Origin of the sequence: Streptomyces sp. NPDC004111 (genome assembly GCF_042874215.1) — a bacterium.
Taxonomy (GTDB): Bacteria; Actinomycetota; Actinomycetes; order Streptomycetales; family Streptomycetaceae; genus Streptomyces.
The window spans coordinates 456,286-480,932 of record NZ_JBIAMU010000003.1 but is presented as its reverse complement, the minus strand read 5'-3'; the positions used below and the strand labels follow the sequence as shown (position 1 = coordinate 480,932).

Below are 24,647 nucleotides of genomic sequence, written 5' to 3'. Positions count from 1 at the left end.
GGTCCCCGGTGGGTTCGGTCCCCGGTTTCGTGGGGGTCGGTCCCCGGTCCCCGGTGGGTTCGGTCCCCGGTTTCGTGGGGGTCGGTCCCCGGTCCCCGGTGGGTTCGGTCCCCGGTTTCGTGGGGGTCGGTCCCCGGTCCCTGAGGGGGAGGATGGGGAGCTGCGCTCTGGCGGCAGGAACCGGTACCCCAGGTGCGTGCCTGTCCTTCTCGGACCACGGTGAGCGCAGCGGGACCGTGGCCAGCGCGAGGGCGTGGCGGCGCGCGGCGAGTTGGTCGAGGAGCTGTGCGCGTTGGCGAGGATCAGTACCCACCGATGCTCGGTCGACGGCCTTCGCCAGCTGCCGCGTGATCCGCTGGCCGCGCCAGCTCTTCTGCTGCTTGCCCGTTCGCTCGGCAAGGCGTGTAGCCAGGGCGACGGCACGGGCGGTGGCCCGGTCACGGGTGATCTGTGCCGCGTCCCGGTCGCGTGCAGCGATGCCCAGGCGGGACAGCAGCCGCTCTCGTGCTTCCCGGACCAGAGTGGCCAGCAGCCCGTGGGAGGCCGCACCGGGGGTGCGCAGATGCAGTTCGATGCCCATGGCGAGGTGCCAGAGCAGGGCCGCCATGATCGGCCCGACGAACGCGCGGACTGTTCCTCCGACGAGGCCGCTCTCCGCGTAGGCGGGCACCACCTGGACACCGGTGATGACCCAGACCAGGGTGCCCGGCAGCCCCGGGTTGCCTTTGCTGTTCAGGTTCTCCCGGGCCATCAGCGCGGTGGCGAAGAGCCCCAGTTCGGCGGCGCCGAACATCATCGCGCGCTCCACGGTGCCGGCCATGTCGAGGAAGTCTGCGGCGAACCGCCAGCTCGTATCGGCGCTGTAGCCGGTGCAGGCCAGTGCGGCGAGGGCGGCGACCCGCACGGCCGGGCTGCCCCGCCGACTGCTCGGGCGAGAGGTCCGGCGCCGGACTGCCCAGGCGATGAGAGCCAGGGCCAGCACGGCGACGGGTATGCCGATGGCGAGGAGGAGCGAGGAGCCGGGTCCGGCGCCGAGTGAAGCAGGGTGGGTCATGCGGCCTTTCCGAGAGGGGCATCCGCCGAGGGCGTGGGGAGTGGGTGTGTCCTCGGCTGGCTCGTGGCAGGAGGCGTGGACGTGGTGCTGCTTGCCGCTTGCTTGCGCTTCTTCTTCCTGGGCATGGGCACGCCCAGGGTGCGGTCGCGGTGAAAGACCTTGTCGGCTGCTTGCCGCAGGAGGTCGCGGGCGTGCTTGCGGCTGATGCGCAGGGCGGCGGCGAGGCGAGCGGGGCGCCAGCCCCGGAGGTAGGCGTGGTTGACGACGACCTGCCTTTCCGCCTCGGTCAGGTGCACGTCACGCCCGTTGAAGAAGGCGACGATGCGGCTGTAGTCGAGGCGTTGGGGCAGCCCGTCGTGCCAGGGCCGGCGCTCCTCTTCGGTCAGCCCGCCCCATGTGCCCTCTTTCAGGACGTTCTCCAGGGCGAAGTTCAGGCAGTCCCGGCGGACGGGGCACGGGCCGCACAGCTCCTGCGCTTCGGCGTTGGCCTCGTGATCCCGAGGCGGTGGGAAGAACACGGCGTCGGCGTCCTCAGGGTCCATCCCGTGGCACACACCGCGGGTGTGCCAGCTGGTGTCGCCGATGCTGCGCAGGCCGGTGGCCGGTGCTTCGTGGGTGGTGATGGTGCGCAAGAGGGTCTCCGATGTGCTGCCGCGAGGCCGGGGCGGGGAAGCGGCGGAAGGGCGCGGTACCGGGTGCCGGCTGCGGGGAAGGGGCTGAGGCCGGGGCGGGCAGGGGTGAGCGGGGCGCCGGACGGGTGCAGGGCGAGGCGTCAGGCCATCGCGGGCTGGGGCGTGTGCTGTGCGGCGGCGAGGTCTTCGCGGCCGGGGTGCGGTGTGGCGCGGGGGACGGTGCCGCGTGCGCCTCCGTCGGGGCCGATGCGGCGTCGGCGGCACGGCTCGCCCGGCTGCGCCAGGCACCACTCGCAGCGCACGGACAGGGCGTCGGGACCGCCCCGGGCGAGAGCTGCCTCGCGGGCCGCCCTCGCGGGCCGGTAGGGCGCGAGGTCGGCGCGGACGGCCGCCGGTATGCAGGATCCGATCTCGGACAGCCGTGCGGCGAGTTCGTCGTGGGACGGGCCGGTGGTGAGCTGCTGGTGTGTGGCGGGTGCTGCGTGGCCGGAGGCCACGGCGCGGCGCGTGCCGATCAGCTCGGCCTGCCAGGCAGCCTGGTCGTCCGGGTCGGCGTGCGGGATGGGGTCGGTGTGCCGGGCCAGGCGGTCGTGGCGATAGCGCTCCCACGGGCGGGCGATGTCGGCGGGGAGGATCTGGTACGGGGATACCCGGATGTGCTGGCGGGCGGCGATGCGGGCGTCCCACCCGTGCGGGGTGGCCATCGGCACGTCGCCGAGCAGCTCGTCCCAGCGGTTGATCTGGTCGAGGGCCTCGCCCTCGTCGGTGCGGACAATGCGGGGGTCCAGCCGGCCGATGTAGGCCAGCAGGGCGGCGATCTCGCGTCGGTTCATGGGGTGGCTACTCCGTTCCGGTCGGCTCGCCGAGAGCGGCGAGGAGGGCGGCGGTGTGGGCCTCGGTGCGGGTCATCCCGCCTGTGGGAGCGGGGCCGCTGCCGGGCACGGCGTAGAGGTTGGGGCGGCCGGAGGCGTGTTCCCGGGCGACCCAGGAGCGCCAGTCGGCGGCCCAGGCGGCGGCGGACCGGGGCGGCCAGGTGGCACGGTGCGCGCGCCACTTCTCGTCGGCGGCACGCAGGCCCTCCTTACCGAGCCGGTCGAGGTGACCGTGCTCGCGGGCCCAGGTGTGGGTGGGCTGGTCGACCTGCCACTCGGTGGCCGGGAGGACGGCAGCTCTACTGTTCCGGTTCACCTTCGGTTCACTACGGTTCTGGGGGCCGGAATCCGCTCCCTCAGAGGGCCGGAATCCTGCCCTTCGACGGGTCGGATTCTGACGCGGGGGGCCGGAATCCGCACCGGTCGCATTCCGTGTAGAGGTGCCGGAATCCGCTCCCTTCCGGGGCCATATTCCGTACTGCCGGAGCTCCTCGTCCTGCAGCTTCGGCGGCGGGGCGTCCGGATCCCCGGCGAGGTGGGCGGCGGCGAGGGGCAGGCGGTAGACCGTGGTGCGCTGCGGGCCTTGCAGGTGCTCCACGACGTCGAGGTCGGTGCCCTTGGTGAGTGTGTCGAGCGCGCTGCGGACGGCGGTACGGCTCGCCTGGGTGCGCTCGATCAGGCTCGCCAGGGAGGCCCAGGCAGCACACTGCGCATCGGGTACCCGGTCGGCGATGGACAGCAGGACCAGGCGTGCCGTCCCCCGGCTGGTGCTGTGTTCCCACACCCACTCGCGGGCCCCGCCGCTCATCGGCCCCTCCCGGCGGACCGGAGGGGAGGGCAGCTGTGGGCCAGGCGGGCTGGCCTTTCGTGCAGGGCAGGAGGCATGCAACAATCCCCTTTGTGGTATTGCCGCGCTGAGGTGTCCTTGTGCTAGGGATCAGCGCGGTGATGGCTGGCAATCTCCGCCCTTGCCGGGGCGGGTTATGCCTTGAGCGTTCGGCGTCCGGGAGTTCGTACCTCCTGGGCGCCGTCGCTGGTTTCCGGACCTGTGCGGTCTGGTCGTACGGTCTGCTGCTGCTCGGCGTCGGGCGTCCGGGCAGGGGCTGCCCGGGGGACGAAGAACATACGCAGCCACCCGCTTCAAGATCCAGCTTTGGTTCTAAATCTCTGTACTAGTCACCGCGCGCACCGCCAGGGCATGCCGTCGAGACTTCCGGGACGCCGTTGCCGCGGCCACCCGAAAAGGGTCGATGAGCGTCATTGGATACCAGTTGCGGAGTGCGGCGGTATGCGCCTGAAAGCGCGAAAACACTGGGTGTTCCGCTCGACCCGAATCGCGCCGGAGCGCAGAGCGTGACGTGCGTCGCCTCGCGGATGTGGCGCACGTCATGCAGATATGAAAGGCCCCTCCTGTAGGTACTAATGGTCAGCGAAAAGCCCGTGCTGCCACGGCTTACCTGCTGGTAGGGGAAACTTTTCACACGCCGGGCGGGCCGTCAACCATTGTTTTCAACGGTTGGGCGTGAGGTAACTTGAATGCTGAGTCCCACGCATTGGAAAAGGATCATGAGCGAAGGCAAGCCCAAGGGGGAGATAGAGCAGCGCCGTCGTGAACCGGCGACGTTCCAGGAGCGGCTCAATCTCCTTTTCGAAGTCATCCACCCGCCGGACCGCGGCCCCTACAGTGAGCGCGAGATCTCCGCGCTCATGACGGCAAAAGGGCTGGAGTCGGTAAGTCACGTCTACCTGCTGAAGCTGCGGTCGGGGAAAAGTGACAATCCGTCAAAACGTGTTCTGGAGAACCTGGCGAAGGTTTTCGATGTGACACCCGCCTACTGGTTCGACGACGAAGAGGCGGAGAAGACGAAACAGGCTCTGGAGTTGCTGCACTTGATGCAGCAGGAGGGAATCCAGAACCTGATGCTGCGCCTCTCGGGCGTCAGCAGTGACAACACGGACGTGGTGCGCGATCTCCTCGACTCTCTGCGGAGAAAACAGGGCCTGCCGCCCGTCAAGTAGCCCGCCCTCTATCGCAGTTCTGAAGATGATCAAGGAATTAGCTATGTGGTCTGCCCGCCGGTGGCGCCGAAAAACCAGCCACCTGGAGCGACTTGACCTCCCGAACGTCACCTGCGTCCGGGACCTGGTCGACGAGGTGTCGCGCCGCATCGGCCGGAAGGTGGAGCTGGTGCCGGTGGAGCGTGCGCCGGGCGCAGCGCCGCTGGCGTGCGGCAAGGCCGAGATCGGCGCGACGTTCGTCACGATCGAATACGACGCGCGGACCAGCGTGCTCCACCAGGACCACATCATCGCGCACGAGCTGTGCCACCTGCTGCTGGGGCATCACGAGTCCCTGTCGCCGGCGGACCTGTCGGAGAACCTCCTCGACGGCTGTGTGGGCGGGGACGCGGTGCAGATGATGCTCCTCGGCCGGACCGTGCACGACGAGGGCGAGGTGCAGATGGTCCTCCGCCGGACCGTGTACGACGCGGACGAGGAGCGCGACACCGAGCACCTCGCCTCCTTGCTGCAGAGCCGGATCATCGCCCACGTGACGCGCACCGACGAGTCGTCCGGCGACGAGGTCCAGGACCGGGTCTCCCGGACCCTGCTGCGCCGGCGGGAGACCCGAGGGTGAAAAACTCCGCACATATCGTCTGCCTGTGCGTGGCGGCGGCGGGTTTCCTCTGCCTGCTGCGCGATCTGCCGGTCCGCCGTAAGGACCCGGCCTCTGCCGCACTGGCCTCGGTCTTCCTGCTCTCGGGGCTGTCGTTTTTCTTCGCCCTCGTCTGGACGGGCCGGGTCGTCGACCAGGCACTGGGGACCGCGAACATGACGGTGCCGATGTCCCAGGGGTGTGTGCTGGCCCTGCTCGCCTGCCAGCAGGTGGTGCTCACCTACTGGGGCTCCCCTCCCGACGTGGCGAGACGAGTAGCACGGCGCTGGCTCATCACCGGCGGCGTGGTGATCACGCTCCTGTGGCTGGTGTTCCTGCTCTTCAGCCCCACAGTCCAGCGGTTGCGCGACTTCACGCTCTACTACTCGCCCGACGGCGGGCATGCCGTGTATCTCACGGTGTACTGCACGGCCTACAGCCTCGGCGAGATCTTCCTCGCGCACGCCTGCTGGCGCCTGGCCCGCCGCAGCCCCCGCTCCTCGGTCCGTGTGGGGCTGCGCTTCGTCACCGTGGGAGCGCTCGTCACGCTCGGCTCCAGCGGGGTGCGGCTCGGCAACGTGATCGCCAGCAAGTTCGGCGGCTCCTTCGAGGCGTGGGAGACACTCGCGTGGATCTGCGGGGACGGCGGCGCCCTGCTCACTTTGGTGGGCTGGCTGATCCCCACCGGCGCCGACCACGCCCAGCGAGTGCGCCACTGGGTGCGCCTGCACCACACATACCGCGGCCTGCACCCGCTGTGGCTCGCCTACCGCGACGCGCTCCCCGAGATCATGCTCACCGTCGGGAAGGCCGACCGGCTCAGCATCACCACGCGCCTGTACCGCCGCATCATCGAGATCCGCGACGGCCACCTCCGGATCCGCCCGTACCTCGACGCGTACGTCAGGGAGGACAGCGAGGCCCGGCACCGCGCGGCCGGCCGGACCGGATCCGACCTGCGCGCGGCCGTGACCGCCGACCAGATCAGGGCGGCGATCACCGCCCACGCCCACGACAATGTCCCGGCCCGCATCACGGATCTGGCCGACACCCCCCGCCCGCTCACCCACCTGGTGGAGGAGGGCGCCGCGCTCGTGGCGGTCTCCCGTCACCTCGGCCCAGCCACACCGGTGCCCGAGCCCGCCGCCCGGATTGCCGCGTGACACGGGGCGGCGGACACTAATGGCGCCGAGGGATCAGCCACCACACCGGAGCGACCGAGAGGCGGGAGCTGTGTCTCACGACCACCCGCAGATTCCCATCACCCTCGGTCCGCTGGACCGGATGAGCGAGCACGGCCAGCAGACACTCGGCCTGGTGCTCGGAGCCGCAGGCGAAGGCTGCATGGCGTGCGCGGAGGACCTCCTGGACGAGCTGACGGAGCCGGCGGCGGTCGGGCGCCTGGTGGAGATCACCCGCCGGACCGTGGCCCAGCTCAACGACGGCACCCTGCCCGGCGCCCTGACCACCGGTTCACCCGGGGATGGCGAAGACTTCCGGCTCCTGGTCCGTACGATCACCGAGGCGGCCGACCCGGCCGCCGCAGCCGCACAGATGCCCACGGCCCGGCGCCGAGCGGCATCCAGGACGGCGGCGGCGGTCCTTGCCTCCTACGCCCACACCTCCCACCAGGCGGCCCGCGACCGGGCCGCCGCCGGCACACCGACCCTGGCCGACGCATGTCTCGCCCAGGCCCGGCTCATGACCACCTGGTGGCGCCACCAAGACCCGGAATCCGAAGTCCACGAGGGGTGGCGGCGAGCCAGCGGCGAAACGGACCTGCGAGCGGCAGACGGGGAGCAGGGTGCCGTCTACCTGCTCGGTGCGGTGTTCCACGCCCTGGCCCAGGAGGAGGGGATCCGTGACGACATCCACGCCCTGCCCTACACCCGCGCGCTGCCCCTGATCCGGGACCGCGAGGCGGTGGTGCGGATCGTGAAAAAGTTCGTCTCGCCGCCCGCACAGGAGACCACGGGCACTGCCGTGAAACGTCTGGCGATCGATGAGCCGGACGCACCGGCCTTCGTCGTCCTGCGCCTGTGGGCGGACCTGGTCTGCGCGGCACACGCCGCAGCCTGCTGTTACCAGGGGCCGGACCACGAGTGCACCCTGCGGGACCGGCAGGCTTTCCTGGCCCCGTACGCCCACGCCGCAGCCTAGCGGCGACAACCACGGCAGGGGCGGTTCTACAGGTCAGCAGCCGTGCGAGGCCAGGATCGCCGACGACGAGGCGTCTGCTGCGGCCAGCGGGTGTGTGCCGCCGGGGACGGCGTGGTCCAGACGCAGCGGCGGCATCGCGGTGTTGACCGGCGTGATCGTCATCCGACCGGCCCGAGGGTCGAAGACGACCGACGCGGCGTGGGGCAGGGTGCCGCTCCTGGCGTACGGGCTGTCGACCCGGTACGTCCCCGGTCCTGCCAGATAGCGCAGGGATCGCGCCATCGGCTTCGCGGCGACGAAAGCGTTGGGGGCGGGGGGCCTTGCGGCCTGGCCGCAGGTCCTCAGCGGTGGGAGGACTCGTGGAGTGTTCCTGCCCGTGCAGATGGCTTGCCCTGGAACATTTGGCGGTACACCAGCGGCGGCACTCCGACGGACGCGTTGAGGTGCTGGCGCAGTGAAGTGGCTGTGCCGAACCCGGATTGCGCGGCAATGGCGTCGACCGACAGGTCGGTGGTCTCCAGCAGGAGCCGGGCTCGTGCTACGCGCTGCTGGATGATCCAGCGTCCCGGGCTGATACCGGTCTCCTCCAAGAAGCGGCGGGCGAAGGTGCGGCGGCTCATCCGTGCGTGGGCGGCGAGGGTGTCCAGGGTCAGTGGTTCGGTCAGCCGTTCCAGGGCCCATTGCCGTGCTGCCGAGGTGCTCTGTGCCGAGGTTCCGGGCACCGGCTGGGCGATGAACTGGGCCTGGCCGCCTTCGCGCCACGGGGCTACGACGCAGTGCCTGGCGACTTCGTTGGCCAGCGCGCTGCCGTGATCGGTCCGTACCAGGTGCAGGCACAGATCGACACCGGCGGTGGCGCCAGCCGCGGTCAGTACCGGGCCGTCGTCCACGAACAGGACCTTCGGGTCGAGTTGGACGTGCGGAAACCATTCCCGGAACTGTGTGCGCAGCTCCCAGTGTGTGGTGGCGCGGTGCCCGTCGAGGAGCCCGGCGGCGGCCAAGACGAAAGCGCCGGTGCAGAAGGAGACAAGGCGTGCTTCGGCGGGCACCAGCAGGAGCGCCTCAGCGACCGGTGGTGGAAGGTCCCTGGACAGGCAGGCGGGTTCGACGGGCGGCACCACGACTGTGTCCGCCGTGCGCAGGATTTCGGGCCCGTGCTGTACGGAGACGGCGAAGTCAGCGTTGCTGGCCACCGGATGTCCGTCGACGCTGCACGTCAGCACCTCGTAGCGGCCGTCGGCCACGCCGAAGACGCGGTTCGGGATCCCCAGATCGAAGGGGTAGACCCCGTCCAGGGCCAGGACCACGATGCGATGTGCCATGGCACAATTCTATCGAATAATGGCATTCGTGCCATGGCCCCGGCGGTGCCCTCGGCCCGACGCTGGGCCCATGAACATGAACACCAAGCAGTCTCAGCCGGTCATGCGGGCGATCCGCCAGAGCGAGTTCGGCGGACATGACGTGCTGCACCAGGTCACCGTGCCCGTGCCCGTCCCGGACGTGGGGGAGATCCGGATCTCCGTACGTGCGGCCGGCCTCAACCCCACCGACTGCCAGCACCGTGCCGGCGGGCTGTTCCTCAAGAAGCTCCCCCTGACGCTCGGCTGGGACGTGTCTGGAGTGGTCGACGCGGTCGGCCTCGGCGTCACGCTCTTCGCACCCGGCGACGAAGTCTTCGGGATGCTGCCCTACCCCTACGGGGTCGGCGCGCACGCCGAGTACGTGGTCGGCCCGGCCCGCTCCTTCACCCACAAGCCGACCCGTCTCTCCCACGTCGAGGCCGGCGCGCTGCCACTGGCCTCGCTCACCGCCCACCAGGCGCTCATCGACACCGCGCACCTGCAGCCCGGACAGCGGGCCCTTGTCCACGCGGCGACCGGCGGGGTGGGGCACCTGGCTGTCCAGATCGCGAAGGCGCGCGGCGCCCACGTCATCGCCACGGTCCTCGGCGACCACGACGCCTTCGTGCGCGGGCTGGGGGCCGACGTAGTGATCGACAACGCGTCCGCGGACTTCGCCGAGACCGTCCGTGACGTGGACGTTGTTCTCGACACGCTCTCGGGCGACATCCGCAGCCGCTCGCTGGCCGTCCTGCGCCCCGGTGGCGTGGTGGTCACCACGGTGCCCAATGCGGATGCCGACGAGGCGGAGCGCCGCGCAGGGGCCGGGGGCCGGGTCAGGACTATCGGAGTCCAGGCCGACCATGCCTCGATCCGTGCCGTCGCCGACCTCGCGGCCTCGGGGGTGTTGACGCCGCACATCGCGGCGACCTTCCCGCTGCGGGAGGCGGCGCGGGCTCACTGGCTGCTGGAGACGGGCCGTACCCAGGGGAAGATTGTCCTGGTGGCTGACTCGCCCGCGTCCGGCAGCTGACGGGGCGCCGGCCTGTCTCTTCTGCGTTGCCGGGAAGGCAGGAGAGACGGGCCGTGGTACCCGGCCGAGGGAGCACGGGCTGCTTCGCCAGCTGAGTTGCCGCAGTGTGCGGGCGGCCAACGGTCCTCCGCAGTAGGAGGGGTGGGGATGTGAGTGCGAGGTTCGGCTCTCCCCGGCACGGGGCCCGTGGGTGCGCACGGGCCGCTCCACCTCTCTTCCCTCGTGATGTCCTCGGCGCGGTCGGCACTCCGGTGTGCGGGATCGAGGGAATGAGTACATAAGGCAGGAAAGCCGCGTGCAACCTTTCGCATGACGGGACGCTGCACCCGCAAGCATCTGCAACTTTTCGCAACTCTTCGCGTGATCCACGAATGTTGCGCAAACTTGCGCAACATTGTGGCTCCCTGAAAGGTGCGGCCTGCATTCTCGCTGTGTCCGAGCATGCGAGCCGAGAAGGAGATGCAAGTGGCTCTTCACCTGCTGTGCAAGGATCCGGTCAGCCCCCACAACAACTCGCCCACGCTGTACTACGACGACCAGGCCGACACGTTCCTGCTGCAGTCCTGGATAGTCAAGGACACGGGGAGACTCGCCGGCCTCCAGATCCCCTCCCATGAGACGGTGGTCGAGTTCCCCAAGCGGCTCCTCGACCTCTTCCCGAGTGCGGCCGACGCGGCGGCCCTGAAGAAATCTCCCGACGCAAAATAGACGTCTCGTAGGTTGCAGGATATTCCGGGCGGCCTCGAATTAGCGCGGAGGATAAGCCACACGTCACACTGTGGCCATGTCGCCATCGTCAGATTTCGAGGCCGCACGGATTGCCCTGGGGCAGCGACTCCGGGCCCTGCGCCGGCACAAGGGCATCACCGCCCGGGCGCTGGCCCAGGAGTGCGGCTGGCACCAGTCCAAGGTCAGCCGCATCGAGAACGGGAAAGCCTGCCCGTCCCCGGCCGACATCACCGCCTGGGCAACAGCATGCGGCGCAGCCCAGGACACCGAAGAACTCCTCTCCATGGCCGAGGGCATAGAGCGGATGTACGTGGAGTGGCGCCACATCGAGCGCGACGGGCTGCGCCGCGCCCACGAGGAGACCCTCCCGCTGTGGACGCGGTCCACCGGGTTCAAGGGATACAGCCAGTGCCTCATCCCCGGACTGTTCCAGACCGAGGCGTACACCCGGGCCGTGCTCCAGGGCATCCAGGAACGCCGCGCCCTGACGGACGACGTGGAAGGGACGGTCCAGGCGCGCATGGAGCGCCAGCAGGTCCTGCAGGACAAGGGGAAAAGATTCGCCATCATCCTCGAAGAAGCAGCATTAAATTACCGGCTGGCTGGCCGCGAAGTCATGATAGACCAGCTGAGTCGGCTCATCTCCGTTTCGGGCTTCAGTAATGTGAGCCTCGGAATCATTCCCCTGACCGCCGACCGCAAAGGAATGTGGCCGGTCGAGGACTTCTGGATCTTCGACGACCGGGAAGCGCACGTCGAGACGGTCTCCGCATTCATCACGGTGAAACAGCGAGGGGCTCTCTCGCTCTACCAGGATGCATTTTCCCGTCTGCACCCGCTCGCTGTATACGGAAGCGACGCCTACCCCTTGATAATGAAGGCGCTTCCCGGCGAGTAGATGCCTTTTGTTCAGTGCCTGAAAAGCTCATGCGTGAAGGAGACGACTGGTGAGGAAGTGGCGCTTACCCCGGTGGAAAAAAACCGGCACCTTCGCGGAGGTGCGGAGAATATCCCGCCCGCCGCGAACATTCTTCGTGGCGGCATCCGTCCTCGCCTCTGCCGCCGTCCTGTTGGCACTCGGTACGCTGACCGGCTTCTTCCCGGACGGCGAGCAGCCGGAGGAGGACAGTTCACGCAGAAGCGACTTCCAGGCACGGTTCCTTCGTACCGTGACGGAGAACCAATTCCGCCCGGAAGACGTCGTGAGGAGCGGAACAGCCGGCGCAGGGCAGGCAGTGAGCCTGGACCTCATTCTGTCCGCGCAGGCCAGAGTCACCTTGCTGTACGTGTGCTGGGGCCCGGGAAGAATCCGCTTCGACGCACCGGGGGAGACGGCGACGCGGCCCTACGCCGCCTGCGCAGGAGACCTCGTCCGCTTTACACCGGAGCGCACCTCCCGCGTGACCCTCACCCCCGACAATCCCTCAACCCACCTCTCCTGGGCGGTCGTACAAGAAGCCGGCGAGCGACATGAAGGGAACAGCGCTTCAGTCCCCCCTGCACCTTCCGTGGAGTGAAGGCGTAATTTCCCGCAGGGAACCGCGGGGAATGTGCGACGCTGCCGAACGCCGACTCGGTAGCGCAGGGGGCCTTTTCCGGATGTCCCTATGCGGCCGGCGGAAGTTGACTGCGGGAGGCCGCGCAGCGGCTGACCGGCGCACTCTCTCAGGGCACTGCGCCGTTGTCAGAACTGGAGCGGGCAAGCGGCTGGGGACGCACGCTCAACGGGAGGTTGTTGCGGCCCCGCTCCGCGGGCAGTCCGCCGAACCCACCCCGGAACAGTTCGGGGTGGTCACCGGTGAGCGTCCAGTGTGGCGTTCTCGGTGTTCACGCCAGTGGAGGGCGAATCGCTCCGGTACAGCCAGTCAGGGAGCAGCTGGTGAACAACCGGCAGAGCCATCACCCGAGTGATGCCGGCCGCTACCGCAATGGCAACCGCCACACCGGCCGTGGACTGCGGGATCCCCGAGGCGTCGATGATCAGCGGAAGACCCGCAGCCACACCAAGGAAGGTCTGGAGGCAGGTACGAAGGGTTCTCTGGTTGGCGTCGGACATGGGTGCCTCCTACTTGGCGGGGATCTTGAGGGTCTGGCCCGGGTGGATGACGTACGGCTTGGTGATGCTGTTCTCGCGGGCGATGGCCTGCCAGCTCACGCCGAGATGGGCACCGATCCCAGACAGCGTGTCGTCGGCGCCCACCCGTGTACGTGGAAGAACCCGAAGTACCCGGCTTGCCCCGCAGCCGCGCGGCGACGCGCTGACGCAGGCCGCTCATCGCGAAGCCCCGCGGATCGACCTTGCCGGGCTGCCACTCCAGATGGCCGATCACGCTGTCCGCGCCCCAGCCGTGCGCACGGCACAGAGCCGCCGATACCCGCTCGATCGCATCGAGCTGGGCACCCGGCCACGGATCCCGGCCGTCGCCAAGGTTCTCGCACTCCCAACCGTAGAAGTGCGGGTTGCCGTCCTTGTCAGCCTTCGCCGCACGCGGCAGCGCCCTCTCCGCGATGACGGCCTGGAGTACCCCGCTGTCGCCCTTGCCCGCATGGTTCGCCCGGCCGTGACCGATGAGGTACACCGTGCCGTCCTTAGCGATCACGCCATGGCACAACGGCCCCGGCAAACCCGCGTAACCGTTCTCACAGATGCTGACCGTGTTGCTCGTGCCGGAAGTGACCGTGTGGTGAATCATCACCCCGTGCGCCGGCCCCCACGGGCCCTTCGCGTTCCGGTTGTGGGTGCGCCAACCAGGCCGCTCGACCACGCGAACACCTTCGGCACGTAGTGCTGCGACCAGACGGTCAGCAGCAAGTGGTGTAGCCACTGCCAGTACTCAACTCTCCCCGCGCCCAAACTTCGGTACATACACCCTGCTGGAACGGGCTACCGGGCTGTACCCGCCGACAGCAACCACAGCTGCAACGCCATCAACAGCAGCGGCGCAACGAACGAACTGATCACCAGACGACGTGTCGCCGCAGCCTGATCCTCGCGCCGCTGCAACTCCCCGCGCTCTGTGGACTGATCGTGCTCACTCCGCAGGCCGGCGAGACCGGCCTCGACCTGTCCGATGCGCTGCTCGGTGGCCCGCTGGTCGGCCCGGTAGACGTCCTGCGTCACCACCTGGTCCAGGCGGGCAGCGAGCTGGGCGAGGTCACCGCGCAGGTCCTCGCGAAGCTGCGACACAGCGCGGTGCAACTCCCACAGGGTGGGCTCGGCGCTCGGCGGCACAGACACCGCAGTCCTCCAGCAGCCCCACGCCTACGCCTGATCGTACGGGTACCAGATGACATGTCCGCGGAAGTGACTGTGTGCCAACACAGACAACGCCCTCTGCACCAAGTTCCGCGACCGTGGGGAGGCTCTCACCTGTCGTTCCAGCTTGCTGGGTCGCGTGCAAGGTCGGCGGCCAGCAGAGGGAGGGGGATGCCGGTGCTCAAGGCCCGTGCCCTCATCAGGAGCAAGGCTTCGGATGAGGGCAGACCAAGATGCTCCGCGAGTGCGCCCGCAGCGCGGTGGGCGCTGAGCCAATGCGCGTCGACCATCCCCTGGGGTTCCCAATCACAGCCGTCCTCCGCCAGCAGCTCCGTTTCCATGTCCTCCAGGAGCCGGGCCACCGCCCGGGCGGCCAGCATCCCCTGCTCGACTGCCTTGCGGTGCGGATACCAGGGGGTCGTGCGATACAGCAGGACCGAACCCAGCGCCTCGTATCCGCTCATCACCGGGAAGGCCCACAAGGCCCGCACCTGCGGCAACTGCTCGCCCACGACCGTGCTGAAGACCGGCCACAGCGGATGGACCTCCCGGAAGTCGCCGACCAGCACCGGACTTGCGCCGACAGCACACGCGATTCCCGGGCCACGCCCCACCTCGAACTGCAACTCCTCCAGACGCAAAGCCACCCGGTCGGAGGCGCACACAAGCTGAGCCTCAGCGATGTGAGGCATCAGCGTGACGGAAGCGCCATCAGCGCCCATCCCCACCCGAAGAGCACGGGCCATCCGCAGAGGAAGACGGTGAGGGTCGGGCTCGCTGGAAGCTTCCGCCAGGACATACGCGGCAACGTGCAATCGCTCACTCATGACACCCCCGGGCGGGTTCCAGAATCGGGACATGCTCCAGCGGGGTCCGGGCCGAACGCACAAGTCCTCCTAGTGTGCGTCGAATTGAAGTGCGGGATACACGCTTTTTGCTGATTCCGCTTCCCGGAACGATTCTTCACCGAGTCCCGCCTTCGCCGCCCCCGCTGGTGGGTTGCTGTGCCGTTCCAGGGCGACCACGGTTCCAGCCACTACCGGGGGAACGCAGACAGACGCCAGGAGCCGCTGCCGCAGGATCAGAGGATGCAGGGGACCGGCCGCCGACGTGTTCGCGGGCGCCAGCGGCCGGGTGCAAGGCGCTCCCCCCAGGAAGTGACCTCGCACGGAGCCCTCACACGGAGCTAGCGCCGGCGGGAGACGCCGCAGCCCCGCGAGGGCGGAACCCAAAAAGTGGCACCCGGGTGCTGCTTCGTGAAGCCCCGGGAAGTTGCAGCCCGGAGAATCACAGAGAGAACACTCCGCACCGGGCCTCATGCCAGCGTAGAGAGACCAGGGGCAGACCGGGAAGAGCAGTGGCCGCATTGGCCAGTTCCGACCCTCACCGTGACAGGCTCCCCGGTCCCCACGCACCGGGGCCCGACAAACTCCACTTGGCGCGAACTGCCCTGCGGGCCGTGACCCTCCAAGAGGTGGTCTCGTTGAAGGAACCGGTGCCCCCAGAGCACCTACTCCACCAGAAGGCTCCCGGCGTGTGCACACCGGGAGCCTTCTGACCTGGCCAATCAGCACCGGTCGTCCTTAGCTCAGCAGCCTACCGGGCCGGTCGGGAGACCTATTGTCAGATTCTGTGGCTGACCGGACAGCCCGATGGCCGGTCGATCAAGCAAGCGGTTTGCGGTAGCGGACGTATTCGTTCTGCCGCCGGAACCCCACGCTCTCGTAGAGGTCGTAGGACCGGTGTGGATTTGCCGTGCCCGTGAACAGCCGGGCGGTCGTTGCTCCCTGTTCGCGAAGGCTTTGCAGCCCGTCCAGTAGCAGGGCCCGGCCGATTCCGAGGCGTCGCTGATCTGTCCGGACACTCAGCTCTTCTACCTCGCCCACGGTGTGGTCGTGACGGCGGATGGAGCAGAGGGCGACGCCGACCATGTCCTGCCCGTTCCAGGCAGCCCTCCAGCATGCCGGGTCGGCGGTGTCGACGAAGTCCTGGAACGGCCATCTCTGAGTGAAGCCGCTGTCCGTGTACGAATCGACGACCGTCCTCCAGGCTGCACGGTAGTGGCTTGTCCCGATCGGTCCCGTCCGTATCCCGGCCGGCAGTTCGTCGTCCGGCTCGGGCATCTGCTGCAGGTCGCCCAGCTCCTGCTCGACCAGACTGAAGACACGTCGGTAGCCGGCTGCGCGCAGAAGTGCCGTGGCGTCCTGCTCGGAGGTCGTGGCGTTCGCGCCGATCACTGCCGTGCGCGCCGTTCCATGCTGTTTGACGAGCCGGCGGATCCGCTCTTCGGCCCAGCTCAGCATGGCTGAGCCGATGCCCTGGCCGCGATGCTCGGGCAGGAGGTAGCCGCGGTGCAGGTATAGCCACGTATCGTCCCGCTCCTGCCACCACCGGATCGTCGAGTAGCCGACGACGCTCCCGTCGCACACCACCAGGATCTGGTTCTTGGACGGCTCCTCCAACTTGGCAGAAGATTCCGCGATCTCGGCTGCTGTCGGGAGCCCTTCCACAACTGACTGGGCATCGACCCGGTCCCGTTCAGCACACCCCCGCCGCACCGCGGCCATGGCGCCGTGGTCTTCGTCGCCGCGATATGGCCGGAACCCGAAGCCGACCGGAAGGTCCTGTCCTGCCGTGCCATCCAACATGACCGGATGATCTCGAACTGCGAGGCAGGCCCGCCACCCTATTCACGCTGCGGTCGTCTGCGGCCGTTCAACGAGCTGGCCGCGTTCGAAACGGGCCCCGGCGCTGTCGAGGGCGACGAGGTGGGGTGCATTCACGGCTCGCCAGCGGGCCTGGGCGGCCTCGACGAGCTTGAAGACCATCGCCAGGGCGGCGGCCCGGGATCCGGCAGCCTTGGTGACCTTGGTCCGCAGACGGACGGTCGCGAAGGCCGACTCGATGGGGTTGGTTGTCCGCAGGTGGATCCAGTGGTCGGCGGGGAAGTCGTAGAACGCCAACAGTGCATCCTCGTCATCGACGATCTTCTTGACGGCCTTGGGGAACTTCGCGCTGTACTGCTTGGCGAACGTCTTGACCGCGGCGGCCGCGTGCTCGCGATCCTCGCCGCGGGCTGAGCTGACTTCGGGAGGCAGCCGAGGCAGTTGGCCGTCTTGTGAACCCAGCACCTTTGGTGGCGGGATTCGGGGAAGACTTCGTTCAGCGCGTTCCACAAGCCGAGGGCGCCGTCGCCGACGGCGAGGACGAGCGCGCGCCTGCCGCGCCGCTGACAGTCCCGCAGCAGGCCCGCCCAGGACTCCGCGGATTTGCGGTAGCCGTCGGTCATCGCGATCAGCTCCCTGGTTCCGTCCGCGCGCACGCCCGTGACGACCAGGACCGCGGCCTTCGCCTCCTCCAGCCGGATGCGCAGGTGGATACCGCCGGCCCAGAGGTAGACGTAGTCCGTGGCCGACAGGTCGCGCTCGCTGAACGCCTGATGGTCGGCCTGCCACTGGGTGGTCTGCCGGGTGACGGTGGCCGGGTACAGGCCAGCCGAGGAGCCAAGGAACTGCTCCAGCGGGCACGAAGTCCCCGCTGGACAGGCCGTGGAGGTAGAGGAGCGGCAGCACCTCGCTGATCTTCGGAGACTTGGGGCACCACGGCGGCAGGATCGTAGAGGAGAACCGATTGCGCTCGCCGGTTGCGTCATTGATGCGCTTGTCGTTGATGCGTAGAGCCTTCACCTCGATCACCCCGGCCGCGGTGGTGACCTTCCTGGGCTCGTGGTAGCCGTTGCGGACCACCAGGCGGCGCCCGCTCTCGTCTCGCTAGACGGTCAACTCGGCTATGTAGAGGCTGACGTCAGCCTCCAGGGCGGCGGCCAGCATCCGTCTCGCGCCCTCGCGGACGATGTCGTCGACCAGAGAGCCGGTCTCGGTCGTTCCATCGGCATTGACTACGCTCAGCACGGGTGTGCCTTCCCAACCGACGGTGCAACGTCGGCCTACTCGATGACCAGAAGTCGATCACTCGGGAAGGTACGCCCTTGCGTCCAACCTGAGGCCGATCCACAGGACATGAGCATTGCTCCGGCATCGGCATGGTTCAGGCCGACGTGTGACCGGATATTCTCGGACGTCCACGGTGCTGGAACCATTCCGGCGCCAGGATCGACATCACCGTCGTGTCCACCCGCCTGCCGTCCCAGAGCAGTGCGTCCCGCAACACGCCCTCAGCGACGAACCCCACCTTCTCGTAGGCCCGGCGGGCCCGCGGGTTGAAAGCGTAGACCTCTAGCGAGATGCGGTGCAGCCTCAGTTCCTCGAAGCCATACCCGATGATCAGACGGGTCGCCTCGGTCCCCAGCCCCGTTCCATAGGTGCCGGGCACAAGGCAGATCCGGAAGCTGCAGCTTTCGTTGTCTGGGTCCCATTCGTTGAGGACCGCCTCGCCGATGACGTTGCCCGACCCATGTTCGATCACGGCAAGGTCCAGCCGGTCATCCTGCTCCTGGCGGCTGCCGTACCAGGCTCGTATGCGTCCTTCATCGGGCGCTCCGTCGTGATGACTGCCGGTCAGCCGGGATGCCTCTTCGTCCAGGAACATCGGCATCAGCGCAGGTACGTCGTCCGCTGTGACGGGTCGAAGTAGCACCTGTTCCCCTCTCAGCGACGGCTTGGTGCGGAAATCCGGGCGTGAAGCACTGCGAACATGATCGGCCATGGCCGCATTGTGTCCGGTCGACCAACTCGACGTCTTCCTGGTATTCGCCACGGGCCCCGTGATCAGGCAGGCAGGGCCTCGTTGATCCGGCTGGTGGTTGTGACAGTGCACGCTCACAAGTGCGCTGGCCCGCAACCGCAACGTCGGTGCAGCCGGCGATCGTGCTCGACGGCCAGCGGCTTCGGCGCCGCCCACGGGCGCACACCCCTTGGTCGGGTTCTGCGGGGACAAAGGGCCTCCAACGCCTCGGACAGCGAGCCCTGCGCGCAGGGAGCGAGGGGAAGGAGCGGAACCCTGCACGGCGCATGGGAATGCCCGTAATGTCGCGCACCCTTTTGCAACATTGGGTGCGGCGGGGGGATGCTGCGCAATCTTGGGCAACTAGGTGGCCTTTCGGGACGTGCTGGGGGCAGTCTTGGGGGGTTCCAGGGATGCCGGAAGAGGGCCAGCGGGTCTTCTTCGGGTGGCTCCTGGTCCGGCTGGCCGCGACGGGGAAATACGGACGCTGCGGCGCCACGCCTGTGGGGCGCCGCAGTTCCAGCGTGCCGCGAAGCAAGGAAGCCTGCTGGCTCTCCGGTATTCCTTCGCGGGGCGGTGGCCGGTATTTCCTGATTCCTTCGAGTCCGGGTGAGGTGGTGCGTGAAGGAATCGCTGCTGCGGGCCAGGCGCACCCGCCTGGGGGGACGTGCCGGGCGTACGGGGGACACCTCCCGCACGCCCGGCACGAGCGGTCGTTGCGCGACTGGTCTGCGCCGGCCCTTTCCCCCGGCAACCGCATCCTGATCGTCGTGAGTTCGCTCAGCGCGGGCGCCGCCAGTGAGCGAGGCCGGGCACAAGCCCGGACGGAACGGCATTCCACGCTCAGTTCCTGCGGAACAAGCCCCGCATGCTGTCCTGGTGGCGATGCCGGCCGGTGCACCCCGGGGAACGGCGGGCGCCCCCGGAGGCGGTGCGGCAAACCGCACCGAAAGCGCCGTGCCCACCTTTGGTGCGGAAGCTGGGTGTCCGAGAACGCGGGATCGACAGCGCCGGTGCGCAGGGCTCCGCAATACCGGATGAGCGCCACGCATTCCTTCCTCTTCCGTCGATTCGGCCACGGTGACCGGATTCGGAGTGCCCTGCGGCATGTGCCATGGGAATTCGGCACCTTCCGTTCGCGAGTCTGTGCGAAACACATCCTTTTGAGGGACTGCCTGCGGGTGGGTGGTCTGTCTACGATTCTCACGAGAGCCCGTCATGCAATCCCATATGGGATTTGGGGATCTTGAGGATCGCAGTCGGTCCCCTCGGTGCCGCCTGCGGTAGGGAGCCGGACAACTCTGGAAAGAGGGCGCGGTATGCAGATCGACAACGGTGTTACTGCCAGCGACATCCCCGACGCGGAGTGGGTCAAGAGCAGCGCGAGCGAGAAGGACGGCAACTGTGTGGAAGTCGCCAAGCTGAACGGTGGCGCGGTTGCTGTACGCAACTCGCGCTTCCCCGACGGGCCCGCGCTGGTCTTCACGCGGGCGGAGATGAGCGCGTTCCTGACGGGCGCGAAGGACTCGGAGTTCGACCGGATGACCGACTAGCGGCCTGAGACCTCGGGCCAAGGCTTGGAGCGGCGGGGGTGAGGCCCCATCCTGAGTGAGGGGGCGTCTGCCCTCCTTGCACAGTGGGAGTTTCATGTCCGCCGTTCCTGACCTTCCCGAGTCCCCGCAGGAGGGGGCTTCCGTCGTTCCCCTCCGCCAGGACGGCCAGGCCGCCGTCTGGATCATGGTGGGCGAGCAGCTGCGCAGATGGCGCCAGAGCCGTGGTCTGGGGCTGAAGGACGTGGCCCCGGTCATCCGGGGCTCGGTGTCCAAGATCAGCAGACTGGAGCGGGGCGAGAGCCCGCCCAAGGACCGAGACGTGCTCGATATCGCGCGGCACTACGGCGTCTCCCCGCAGGAGATGCGGGAGATAGAGAACCTCCTCATGCAGGCGCACCGGGAGCAGTGGTACGAGCACTACGCCGACGTGACGCCCAACTACTTAAAGCGCCTGATCGCCCTGGAGGGCATCGCGGTAGACCTCCGTACCTACGAGAACCGTGTGGTGCCCGGCCTCCTGCAGACCGAGGACTATGCGCGGGCCGTGGTCAAGGCGTCCATGCCCAACGCCACGTCGGAAAAGATCGACCGGATCGTCCGGCTGCGCATGGCGCGCCAGCTGATTCTCAATCAGGACATGCCCCGGGTTACCGCGCTGCTCGACGAAGCCGTCCTGCTCCGGCCCTGCGGGGACTCCGAGGCGATGTGCCGGCAGATGCAGCACCTGGTGGACCTCTCGGAGGAAGAGAAGGTCAACATCCGCATCGTGGAGTTCGTCCGCGGAGCCAGCCTCTCGCCGCCCTACCCGCTCACGCACCTGCGCTTCCAGGACGACGGGCCGGCGGAGCTGGCCTATGTCGAGCACGTCACGGGAGCGACCTACATCACCCGCCGGACTGAGCTGGACGAGTACCGCAACATCCTCGACGAACTGATGGGCGCCGTGGCCACCGCGGAGGACAGCCGGGTCCTGCTGAAGAAGGCCGTCGGGCGGTACTCGTAGGAGCCCCGCCCGACGGCCCGGGCTCAGAGTGTGGCGACGCCTCCCCATTCGACCCAGTCGGTTGCTCGGCGTCCGGGCGGCGGGGGCGGTGTGTCGGGCCGCCAGTCGATGACGTCCCCCAGACCGTCCTCGGTGATCGTCAGCCCGTCGAAGTACGCCCGCACTTCGTCCCCGCTGCGCACCCGGCCCCAGTTCCCTCGGGTGCTCTCGTCCATGAGCCGGGTCACGTCATGGCGCACGGCGGGGTCGTCGCTGACGAGCTGGCAGATGACCATGCAACTGCCGGGGACAAGCCGGCTGGCCACCGCCTCGATGACCGCGGCCGGGTCCTTGTCGTCGTCCGCGTCGGGAAGGCAGTGCAGGACGGAGACGAACAGGGCCGCGATGGGCTTCTTCCAGTCGAGGAAGCCCTTTGTGGCCTCGTGGATCTTCTCGGTTTCCCGCATGTCTTCGTGCAGGACCAGGGTCTTCTCGTTCTCCTGCAGGAGGGTACGGCCCTGGGCCAGCACGATGGGGTCCGTGTCCACGTAGACGACCTTGCTCTCGGGCTTGAGGCGCTGGGCGATCTGGTGGACGTTGTCCTGGGTCGGCAGGCCCGACCCGTGGTCAAGGAACTGGGTGATGCCGAAGTCCTTGACGAGGTGGCGTACCACCCGCTGAAGGAAGGCGCGGTTGTTGCGGGCCAGTAACTGGGTGCTTGGCGCGATCTCGAGAAGCAGCGCGCAGGCATCTCTGTCGGTGGCGTAGTTGTCGACGCCTCCCAGCAGCCAGTCGTACATCCGGGCCACGCTTGGCGTGTTCATGTCGATGGAGTGAGTAAGGGGATGCTCCCCAGGCTTCATTTGCCCCCCCGAGGTCTTGGGCGAAGGCCCTCCGAATGAAGGAAACGCCCATGCTAGAGAGCTTCTTCACTGTGTGGCTAGTCGCCCGTCCGATGGGTTAATCGAACAGTCGGCAGGGGCAGGAAAAGGGGAGCGAGGGGAGAGAAAAGGGGCGCATGAGCACGGCGAAACGTGCGCATGCGCCGGGTACTGTCACCGGGCGAGTGGGTCCGTGCCCATCGTGCGGTCCGCAGTGCGCAGCAGGGCCTGCAGGGACGCGGTCCGCAATCCCATCAAGTCCGCTGCCTGCGCGTCGCTCAGCTGCAACTGCTCGTGCAGCAGCACGGCATCGGCCTGCGGATCCGTCAGCGAGTGCAGCGCACCGCGCGCGGGACCGCCGCCACCGCGGCCCTTCTCCTGGTCGGCGATGGCCCGGCTCAGCATGTCCCAGGCGGCGGCGGCAGGGCAGTCACCGCTCAGCACCTCCGCCCACCGCTCGGACAGCTCTCCGAAGGCCGCGTGCACCGAGCGCTCCGCGACACGGCGGTTCCCTGTACGGGCCTGCGCGTACCGGAGATAGGCATGCTGGGTCAGTTCCCGAAACGCCCAGTACTCCAGCGCAGGCCCATTCGGACCGGAGAGGCCGACGGCCGGGAAGCCAGTGCGGGACGAGGTCACGGGCAACTCACCGCCCGCCCGACGATGCAGCAGCGACCAGCCGGGCATAGTGCACCGACTCCCACAGCGGCCGGACCAGTGCGGGATCGGCCGCCAGCAGCGTCGCAAGCCGCGCCGTGGTGGGCCAGTCCGGCACAATGCCACTCGCCAGCACACCGATGGCGGCCTCGGAAGTGACGTCGGTTCCGCGGCACAGGTCGGCGAGATCGGGCTCCCCCGCGGCCAGGTGCAGCCCGCGCAGAGCCGCGCACAGATGCCGCTGCGCCTCGCCGGCATCCTGAAACGACGGACGGGACACACCCTGCGCGGCCTCCCACACCAGACGCAGATCCTCCGGAGCGCCCTGGAAGACCAGCGCCAGCAGACGGGTCTCGGACCAGGACGGCACAGCACTCCCGCTCACGAACCGCAGGAAGAGGGAGAGCTCCAGGCCGCACTCGGCCGCAGCCTGCCCGGCAGGGACACCAGAGCGGCGCTGCAGCGCCTCCAGTGCGCGTCCCAGCGCACCCTCCGCAGGTGGACGGTGCGCACGCGCGCTCCCCGCCAACTCCCGCGCGTGCGGGCGGGACTGGGGAGGCACACGCCGGGCCAGGGGAACGCGGGCCGGGCGTCCGGCCAGAAGACGACCGGCCCTCTTCTCACTCCAGCGGCCCCGGGCGGACGCTTCGCTGACGCCGGCGCTCGCGGCGATCTCCTCCCAGGCGGCCCCGGCCGAGCGGGCGTCGTGTACAGCGGCGACCGGGTACACAGCCACCTCCTGCTCCAACTGCTGCGCCTGGGACAGGAGAAGCGGGAGCGGGGCATCCCGCCGCTCCGCCGCCAGGAGCTGCTCGGCCAGCACCACCACGGCGGCGGCAACGGTCTGGCCGTACTTCGGTGAGGCGGCGGACCGCGTGCGGCGCTGCCGGGCGACGCGGTCCCGGGCACGCTGTGCCCGCCGCCGGCAGGCACGGTTGCAGTACTCCCTGGGCCGTCCGACACCAGACTGTTTCAGGGGGTTTCCGCAGTAACCACAAATACTCGGACATGACTGCACAGGCATGACAAGCCCCATCTCGCAGCAGAGATACGGGACAAGGACGTCCCGCGGGAAAGGTGCCGGGGGGGGGGGGGGGGGGGGGGGGGGGGGGGGGGGGGGGGGGGGCCGCGCGGGCGGGGGGGGGGGGGGGGGGGGGGGGGGGGGGGGGGGGGGGGGGGGCGGCGGCGCGCGCGCGGCCCCCCCCCCCCCCCCCGCCCCGGGGGACGTCAGCGCAGGCAGATGCGCTGGTAGTGCACGGTGGAGCGGTCGCACGCGGCGACCATCAACCCGAGCAGCGGCAGCGCCGTCGCGGGCCACGGGTCAACGCCGGTGGCCATGACCCACACCACCACGACGATTACCAGCACCAGGCTGAACCGCAGCCTGATGTCCCACAGGCCGGCGAGCGACGTTTCCCAGTGTCGCGGAGCAGGCATACTGGCATTGCGGAGTACCGGGGACGCCGTGCTAAGGGCCCGGTGCTTTCGAGGGGACAAGCTGATCAACCTTCCTTTTCTGTTGTGTTGAAGCGGCCTTTCGGACGGTTCCCGGGTCGCACCCCGGGGGCCGTCGCCTCAGCCACGGCAGGCGCCGTGTGCTTTCGGTCACGAAGACCATACCGCCAGTCAGGTGACTCCTTTGACTCTTTGCGGTCCTTCACCCAGTCCCGATCCTTCTTCCTTCCGTGCAAATGACTGCAGCCATGCAACTCCTGAAAAGGCGGGACCTGCGCCGGCCCGGTTTACGGGCGAAGAGTGAACGTTTTTGATCGAATGTGCTCGCTTAGGTCGCCCTCAATTGGCATGTTTCCGGCACTTGAGGACGTGCATCAATCTCTATATGACCAATTCTGAGAAATGCGCAGTTCAATCGCTCCACCATCATGGATGAGGGGTGCGTGCGCCGTTCTCCACAAGCGGATGGCCGCGATCCGGTCCCTTCTGCACGTGCAGATGCAAAAGAGGAGTCTTCGCTTTAGCGAAATTCGGTGCAGTGCGGGAGGTCGGCGGCGACCGCATGCAAGGCGTCGTGCACCGGGCGCCCCGCACTGACAGGCTGACAGGGTCGCGTGAAGGGCAAGAGAGGGGGCGTTGCGATTCGCCACGCGAATTTGCGCCCTCTGTTCGCCGTCCCATGCCCCGGAGTGCGCGGGTGT

General features: G+C 68.5%; 27 protein-coding genes and 2 pseudogenes. 11 read left to right on the top strand and 18 right to left on the bottom strand.

The window, feature by feature from the left end:
• From ACFYVL_RS09100 to ACFYVL_RS09085, 4 genes are all read right to left on the bottom strand, one after another.
• Window positions 1-1,054, bottom strand: a 1,054-nt coding sequence (locus tag ACFYVL_RS09100; RefSeq protein ID WP_389242577.1) for a hypothetical protein, incomplete at its 3' end; no start/stop codon positions are given.
• A complete protein-coding gene (locus tag ACFYVL_RS09095; RefSeq protein WP_389242330.1) occupies window positions 1,051-1,686 on the bottom strand; it encodes a WhiB family transcriptional regulator in 636 nt (211 codons plus the stop codon). The genes ACFYVL_RS09095 and ACFYVL_RS09100, both read right to left, overlap by 4 nt.
• Window positions 1,687-1,826: 140 nt before the next feature.
• Entirely contained in the window at window positions 1,827-2,519 is a 693-nt protein-coding gene (locus ACFYVL_RS09090; RefSeq protein ID WP_389242328.1) for a hypothetical protein, read from the bottom strand.
• A 7-nt stretch (window positions 2,520-2,526) separates the two neighbouring features.
• Window positions 2,527-3,366 (bottom strand): helix-turn-helix domain-containing protein, encoded by an 840-nt coding sequence (locus ACFYVL_RS09085; protein ID WP_389242326.1) that lies wholly within the window; start codon window positions 3,364-3,366, stop codon window positions 2,527-2,529.
• A gap of 758 nt (window positions 3,367-4,124) precedes the next feature.
• On the opposite strand from ACFYVL_RS09085, the gene ACFYVL_RS09080 reads away from it, so the two are divergent.
• From ACFYVL_RS09080 to ACFYVL_RS09065, 4 genes are all read left to right on the top strand, one after another.
• Complete coding sequence (locus ACFYVL_RS09080; RefSeq protein ID WP_389242324.1) at window positions 4,125-4,577, top strand: XRE family transcriptional regulator; 453 nt, start codon at window positions 4,125-4,127, stop codon at window positions 4,575-4,577.
• A 43-nt stretch (window positions 4,578-4,620) separates the two neighbouring features.
• Window positions 4,621-5,196, top strand: coding sequence for a hypothetical protein (locus ACFYVL_RS09075; RefSeq protein ID WP_389242322.1), 576 nt, complete (start codon window positions 4,621-4,623; stop codon window positions 5,194-5,196).
• Complete coding sequence (locus ACFYVL_RS09070; RefSeq protein ID WP_389242320.1) at window positions 5,193-6,377, top strand: MAB_1171c family putative transporter; 1,185 nt, start codon at window positions 5,193-5,195, stop codon at window positions 6,375-6,377. Before ACFYVL_RS09075 ends, ACFYVL_RS09070 begins: the two co-directional genes overlap by 4 nt.
• A gap of 70 nt (window positions 6,378-6,447) precedes the next feature.
• Window positions 6,448-7,374, top strand: coding sequence for a hypothetical protein (locus tag ACFYVL_RS09065; RefSeq protein ID WP_389242318.1), 927 nt, complete (start codon window positions 6,448-6,450; stop codon window positions 7,372-7,374).
• Between the two features lie 33 nt (window positions 7,375-7,407).
• Here ACFYVL_RS09065 and ACFYVL_RS09060 read toward each other — a convergent pair whose 3' ends face one another.
• Window positions 7,408-7,656 carry a hypothetical protein gene (locus ACFYVL_RS09060; RefSeq protein WP_389242316.1) on the bottom strand — a complete coding sequence of 83 codons (249 nt, stop codon included), beginning with the start codon at window positions 7,654-7,656 and terminating at the stop codon, window positions 7,408-7,410.
• Window positions 7,657-7,715: 59 nt separating this feature from the next.
• Window positions 7,716-8,696: a GlxA family transcriptional regulator gene (locus ACFYVL_RS09055; protein ID WP_389242314.1), complete on the bottom strand. Its 981-nt coding sequence runs from the start codon at window positions 8,694-8,696 to the stop codon at window positions 7,716-7,718.
• Between the two features lie 103 nt (window positions 8,697-8,799).
• Between ACFYVL_RS09055 and ACFYVL_RS09050 the strand changes: the two genes are divergently transcribed.
• From ACFYVL_RS09050 to ACFYVL_RS09035, 4 genes are all read left to right on the top strand, one after another.
• Window positions 8,800-9,750 (top strand): NADP-dependent oxidoreductase, encoded by a 951-nt coding sequence (locus ACFYVL_RS09050; protein WP_389242575.1) that lies wholly within the window; start codon window positions 8,800-8,802, stop codon window positions 9,748-9,750.
• Between the two features lie 465 nt (window positions 9,751-10,215).
• Window positions 10,216-10,458, top strand: a complete 243-nt coding sequence (locus ACFYVL_RS09045) for a hypothetical protein (RefSeq protein ID WP_389242312.1) — start codon at window positions 10,216-10,218, stop codon at window positions 10,456-10,458.
• Between the two features lie 76 nt (window positions 10,459-10,534).
• Window positions 10,535-11,377 carry a helix-turn-helix domain-containing protein gene (locus tag ACFYVL_RS09040; protein WP_389242310.1) on the top strand — a complete coding sequence of 281 codons (843 nt, stop codon included), beginning with the start codon at window positions 10,535-10,537 and terminating at the stop codon, window positions 11,375-11,377.
• Window positions 11,378-11,426: 49 nt separating this feature from the next.
• Window positions 11,427-11,996, top strand: a complete 570-nt coding sequence (locus tag ACFYVL_RS09035; RefSeq protein WP_389242308.1) for a hypothetical protein — start codon at window positions 11,427-11,429, stop codon at window positions 11,994-11,996.
• 275 nt (window positions 11,997-12,271) lie between these two features.
• On the opposite strand, the gene ACFYVL_RS09030 is transcribed toward ACFYVL_RS09035, so the two are convergent.
• The 8 genes and pseudogenes from ACFYVL_RS09030 to ACFYVL_RS08995 all read right to left on the bottom strand — a co-directional run bounded on the left by ACFYVL_RS09030 (window position 12,272) and on the right by ACFYVL_RS08995 (window position 18,400).
• Complete coding sequence (locus ACFYVL_RS09030) at window positions 12,272-12,535, bottom strand: hypothetical protein (RefSeq protein ID WP_389242306.1); 264 nt, start codon at window positions 12,533-12,535, stop codon at window positions 12,272-12,274.
• A 9-nt stretch (window positions 12,536-12,544) separates the two neighbouring features.
• On the bottom strand, window positions 12,545-12,634 hold the full coding sequence (locus tag ACFYVL_RS09025; protein ID WP_389242304.1) for a LysM peptidoglycan-binding domain-containing protein: 90 nt from the start codon (window positions 12,632-12,634) through the stop codon (window positions 12,545-12,547).
• 73 nt (window positions 12,635-12,707) lie between these two features.
• Window positions 12,708-13,304, bottom strand: a pseudogene (locus tag ACFYVL_RS09020) (N-acetylmuramoyl-L-alanine amidase); the annotation flags it as partial.
• 59 nt (window positions 13,305-13,363) lie between these two features.
• The gene (locus ACFYVL_RS09015) at window positions 13,364-13,717 is read right to left on the bottom strand and encodes a hypothetical protein (protein ID WP_389242302.1); all 354 of its coding nucleotides are present in this window, start codon (window positions 13,715-13,717) and stop codon (window positions 13,364-13,366) included.
• A 128-nt stretch (window positions 13,718-13,845) separates the two neighbouring features.
• Entirely contained in the window at window positions 13,846-14,427 is a 582-nt protein-coding gene (locus ACFYVL_RS09010; protein WP_389242300.1) for a hypothetical protein, read from the bottom strand.
• Between the two features lie 972 nt (window positions 14,428-15,399).
• Entirely contained in the window at window positions 15,400-16,383 is a 984-nt protein-coding gene (locus ACFYVL_RS09005; protein ID WP_389242298.1) for a GNAT family N-acetyltransferase, read from the bottom strand.
• Between the two features lie 42 nt (window positions 16,384-16,425).
• A pseudogene (locus ACFYVL_RS09000) lies at window positions 16,426-17,646 on the bottom strand (IS256 family transposase).
• A 136-nt stretch (window positions 17,647-17,782) separates the two neighbouring features.
• Window positions 17,783-18,400, bottom strand: coding sequence for a GNAT family N-acetyltransferase (locus ACFYVL_RS08995; protein WP_389242296.1), 618 nt, complete (start codon window positions 18,398-18,400; stop codon window positions 17,783-17,785).
• Between the two features lie 1,337 nt (window positions 18,401-19,737).
• On the opposite strand from ACFYVL_RS08995, the gene ACFYVL_RS08990 reads away from it, so the two are divergent.
• Window positions 19,738-19,971, top strand: a complete 234-nt coding sequence (locus tag ACFYVL_RS08990) for a DUF397 domain-containing protein (protein WP_389242294.1) — start codon at window positions 19,738-19,740, stop codon at window positions 19,969-19,971.
• A gap of 94 nt (window positions 19,972-20,065) precedes the next feature.
• Window positions 20,066-20,974 (top strand): helix-turn-helix domain-containing protein, encoded by a 909-nt coding sequence (locus ACFYVL_RS08985; protein ID WP_389242292.1) that lies wholly within the window; start codon window positions 20,066-20,068, stop codon window positions 20,972-20,974.
• Between the two features lie 23 nt (window positions 20,975-20,997).
• Here the strand turns inward: ACFYVL_RS08985 and ACFYVL_RS08980 are convergent, their stop codons facing one another.
• The 3 genes from ACFYVL_RS08980 to ACFYVL_RS08970 all read right to left on the bottom strand — a co-directional run bounded on the left by ACFYVL_RS08980 (window position 20,998) and on the right by ACFYVL_RS08970 (window position 22,861).
• Window positions 20,998-21,816: an SAM-dependent methyltransferase gene (locus ACFYVL_RS08980; RefSeq protein ID WP_389242290.1), complete on the bottom strand. Its 819-nt coding sequence runs from the start codon at window positions 21,814-21,816 to the stop codon at window positions 20,998-21,000.
• 192 nt (window positions 21,817-22,008) lie between these two features.
• The gene (locus ACFYVL_RS08975) at window positions 22,009-22,320 is read right to left on the bottom strand and encodes a hypothetical protein (protein ID WP_389242288.1); all 312 of its coding nucleotides are present in this window, start codon (window positions 22,318-22,320) and stop codon (window positions 22,009-22,011) included.
• Window positions 22,321-22,480: 160 nt separating this feature from the next.
• Complete coding sequence (locus tag ACFYVL_RS08970) at window positions 22,481-22,861, bottom strand: hypothetical protein (RefSeq protein ID WP_389242286.1); 381 nt, start codon at window positions 22,859-22,861, stop codon at window positions 22,481-22,483.
• A gap of 336 nt (window positions 22,862-23,197) precedes the next feature.
• Here ACFYVL_RS08970 and ACFYVL_RS08965 point away from each other — a divergent pair, with 336 nt between their 5' ends.
• Complete coding sequence (locus tag ACFYVL_RS08965) at window positions 23,198-23,353, top strand: hypothetical protein (protein ID WP_389242284.1); 156 nt, start codon at window positions 23,198-23,200, stop codon at window positions 23,351-23,353.
• A gap of 365 nt (window positions 23,354-23,718) precedes the next feature.
• On the opposite strand, the gene ACFYVL_RS08960 is transcribed toward ACFYVL_RS08965, so the two are convergent.
• Window positions 23,719-23,928 carry a hypothetical protein gene (locus ACFYVL_RS08960; protein WP_389242282.1) on the bottom strand — a complete coding sequence of 70 codons (210 nt, stop codon included), beginning with the start codon at window positions 23,926-23,928 and terminating at the stop codon, window positions 23,719-23,721.
• Window positions 23,929-24,647 lie beyond the last annotated feature (719 nt).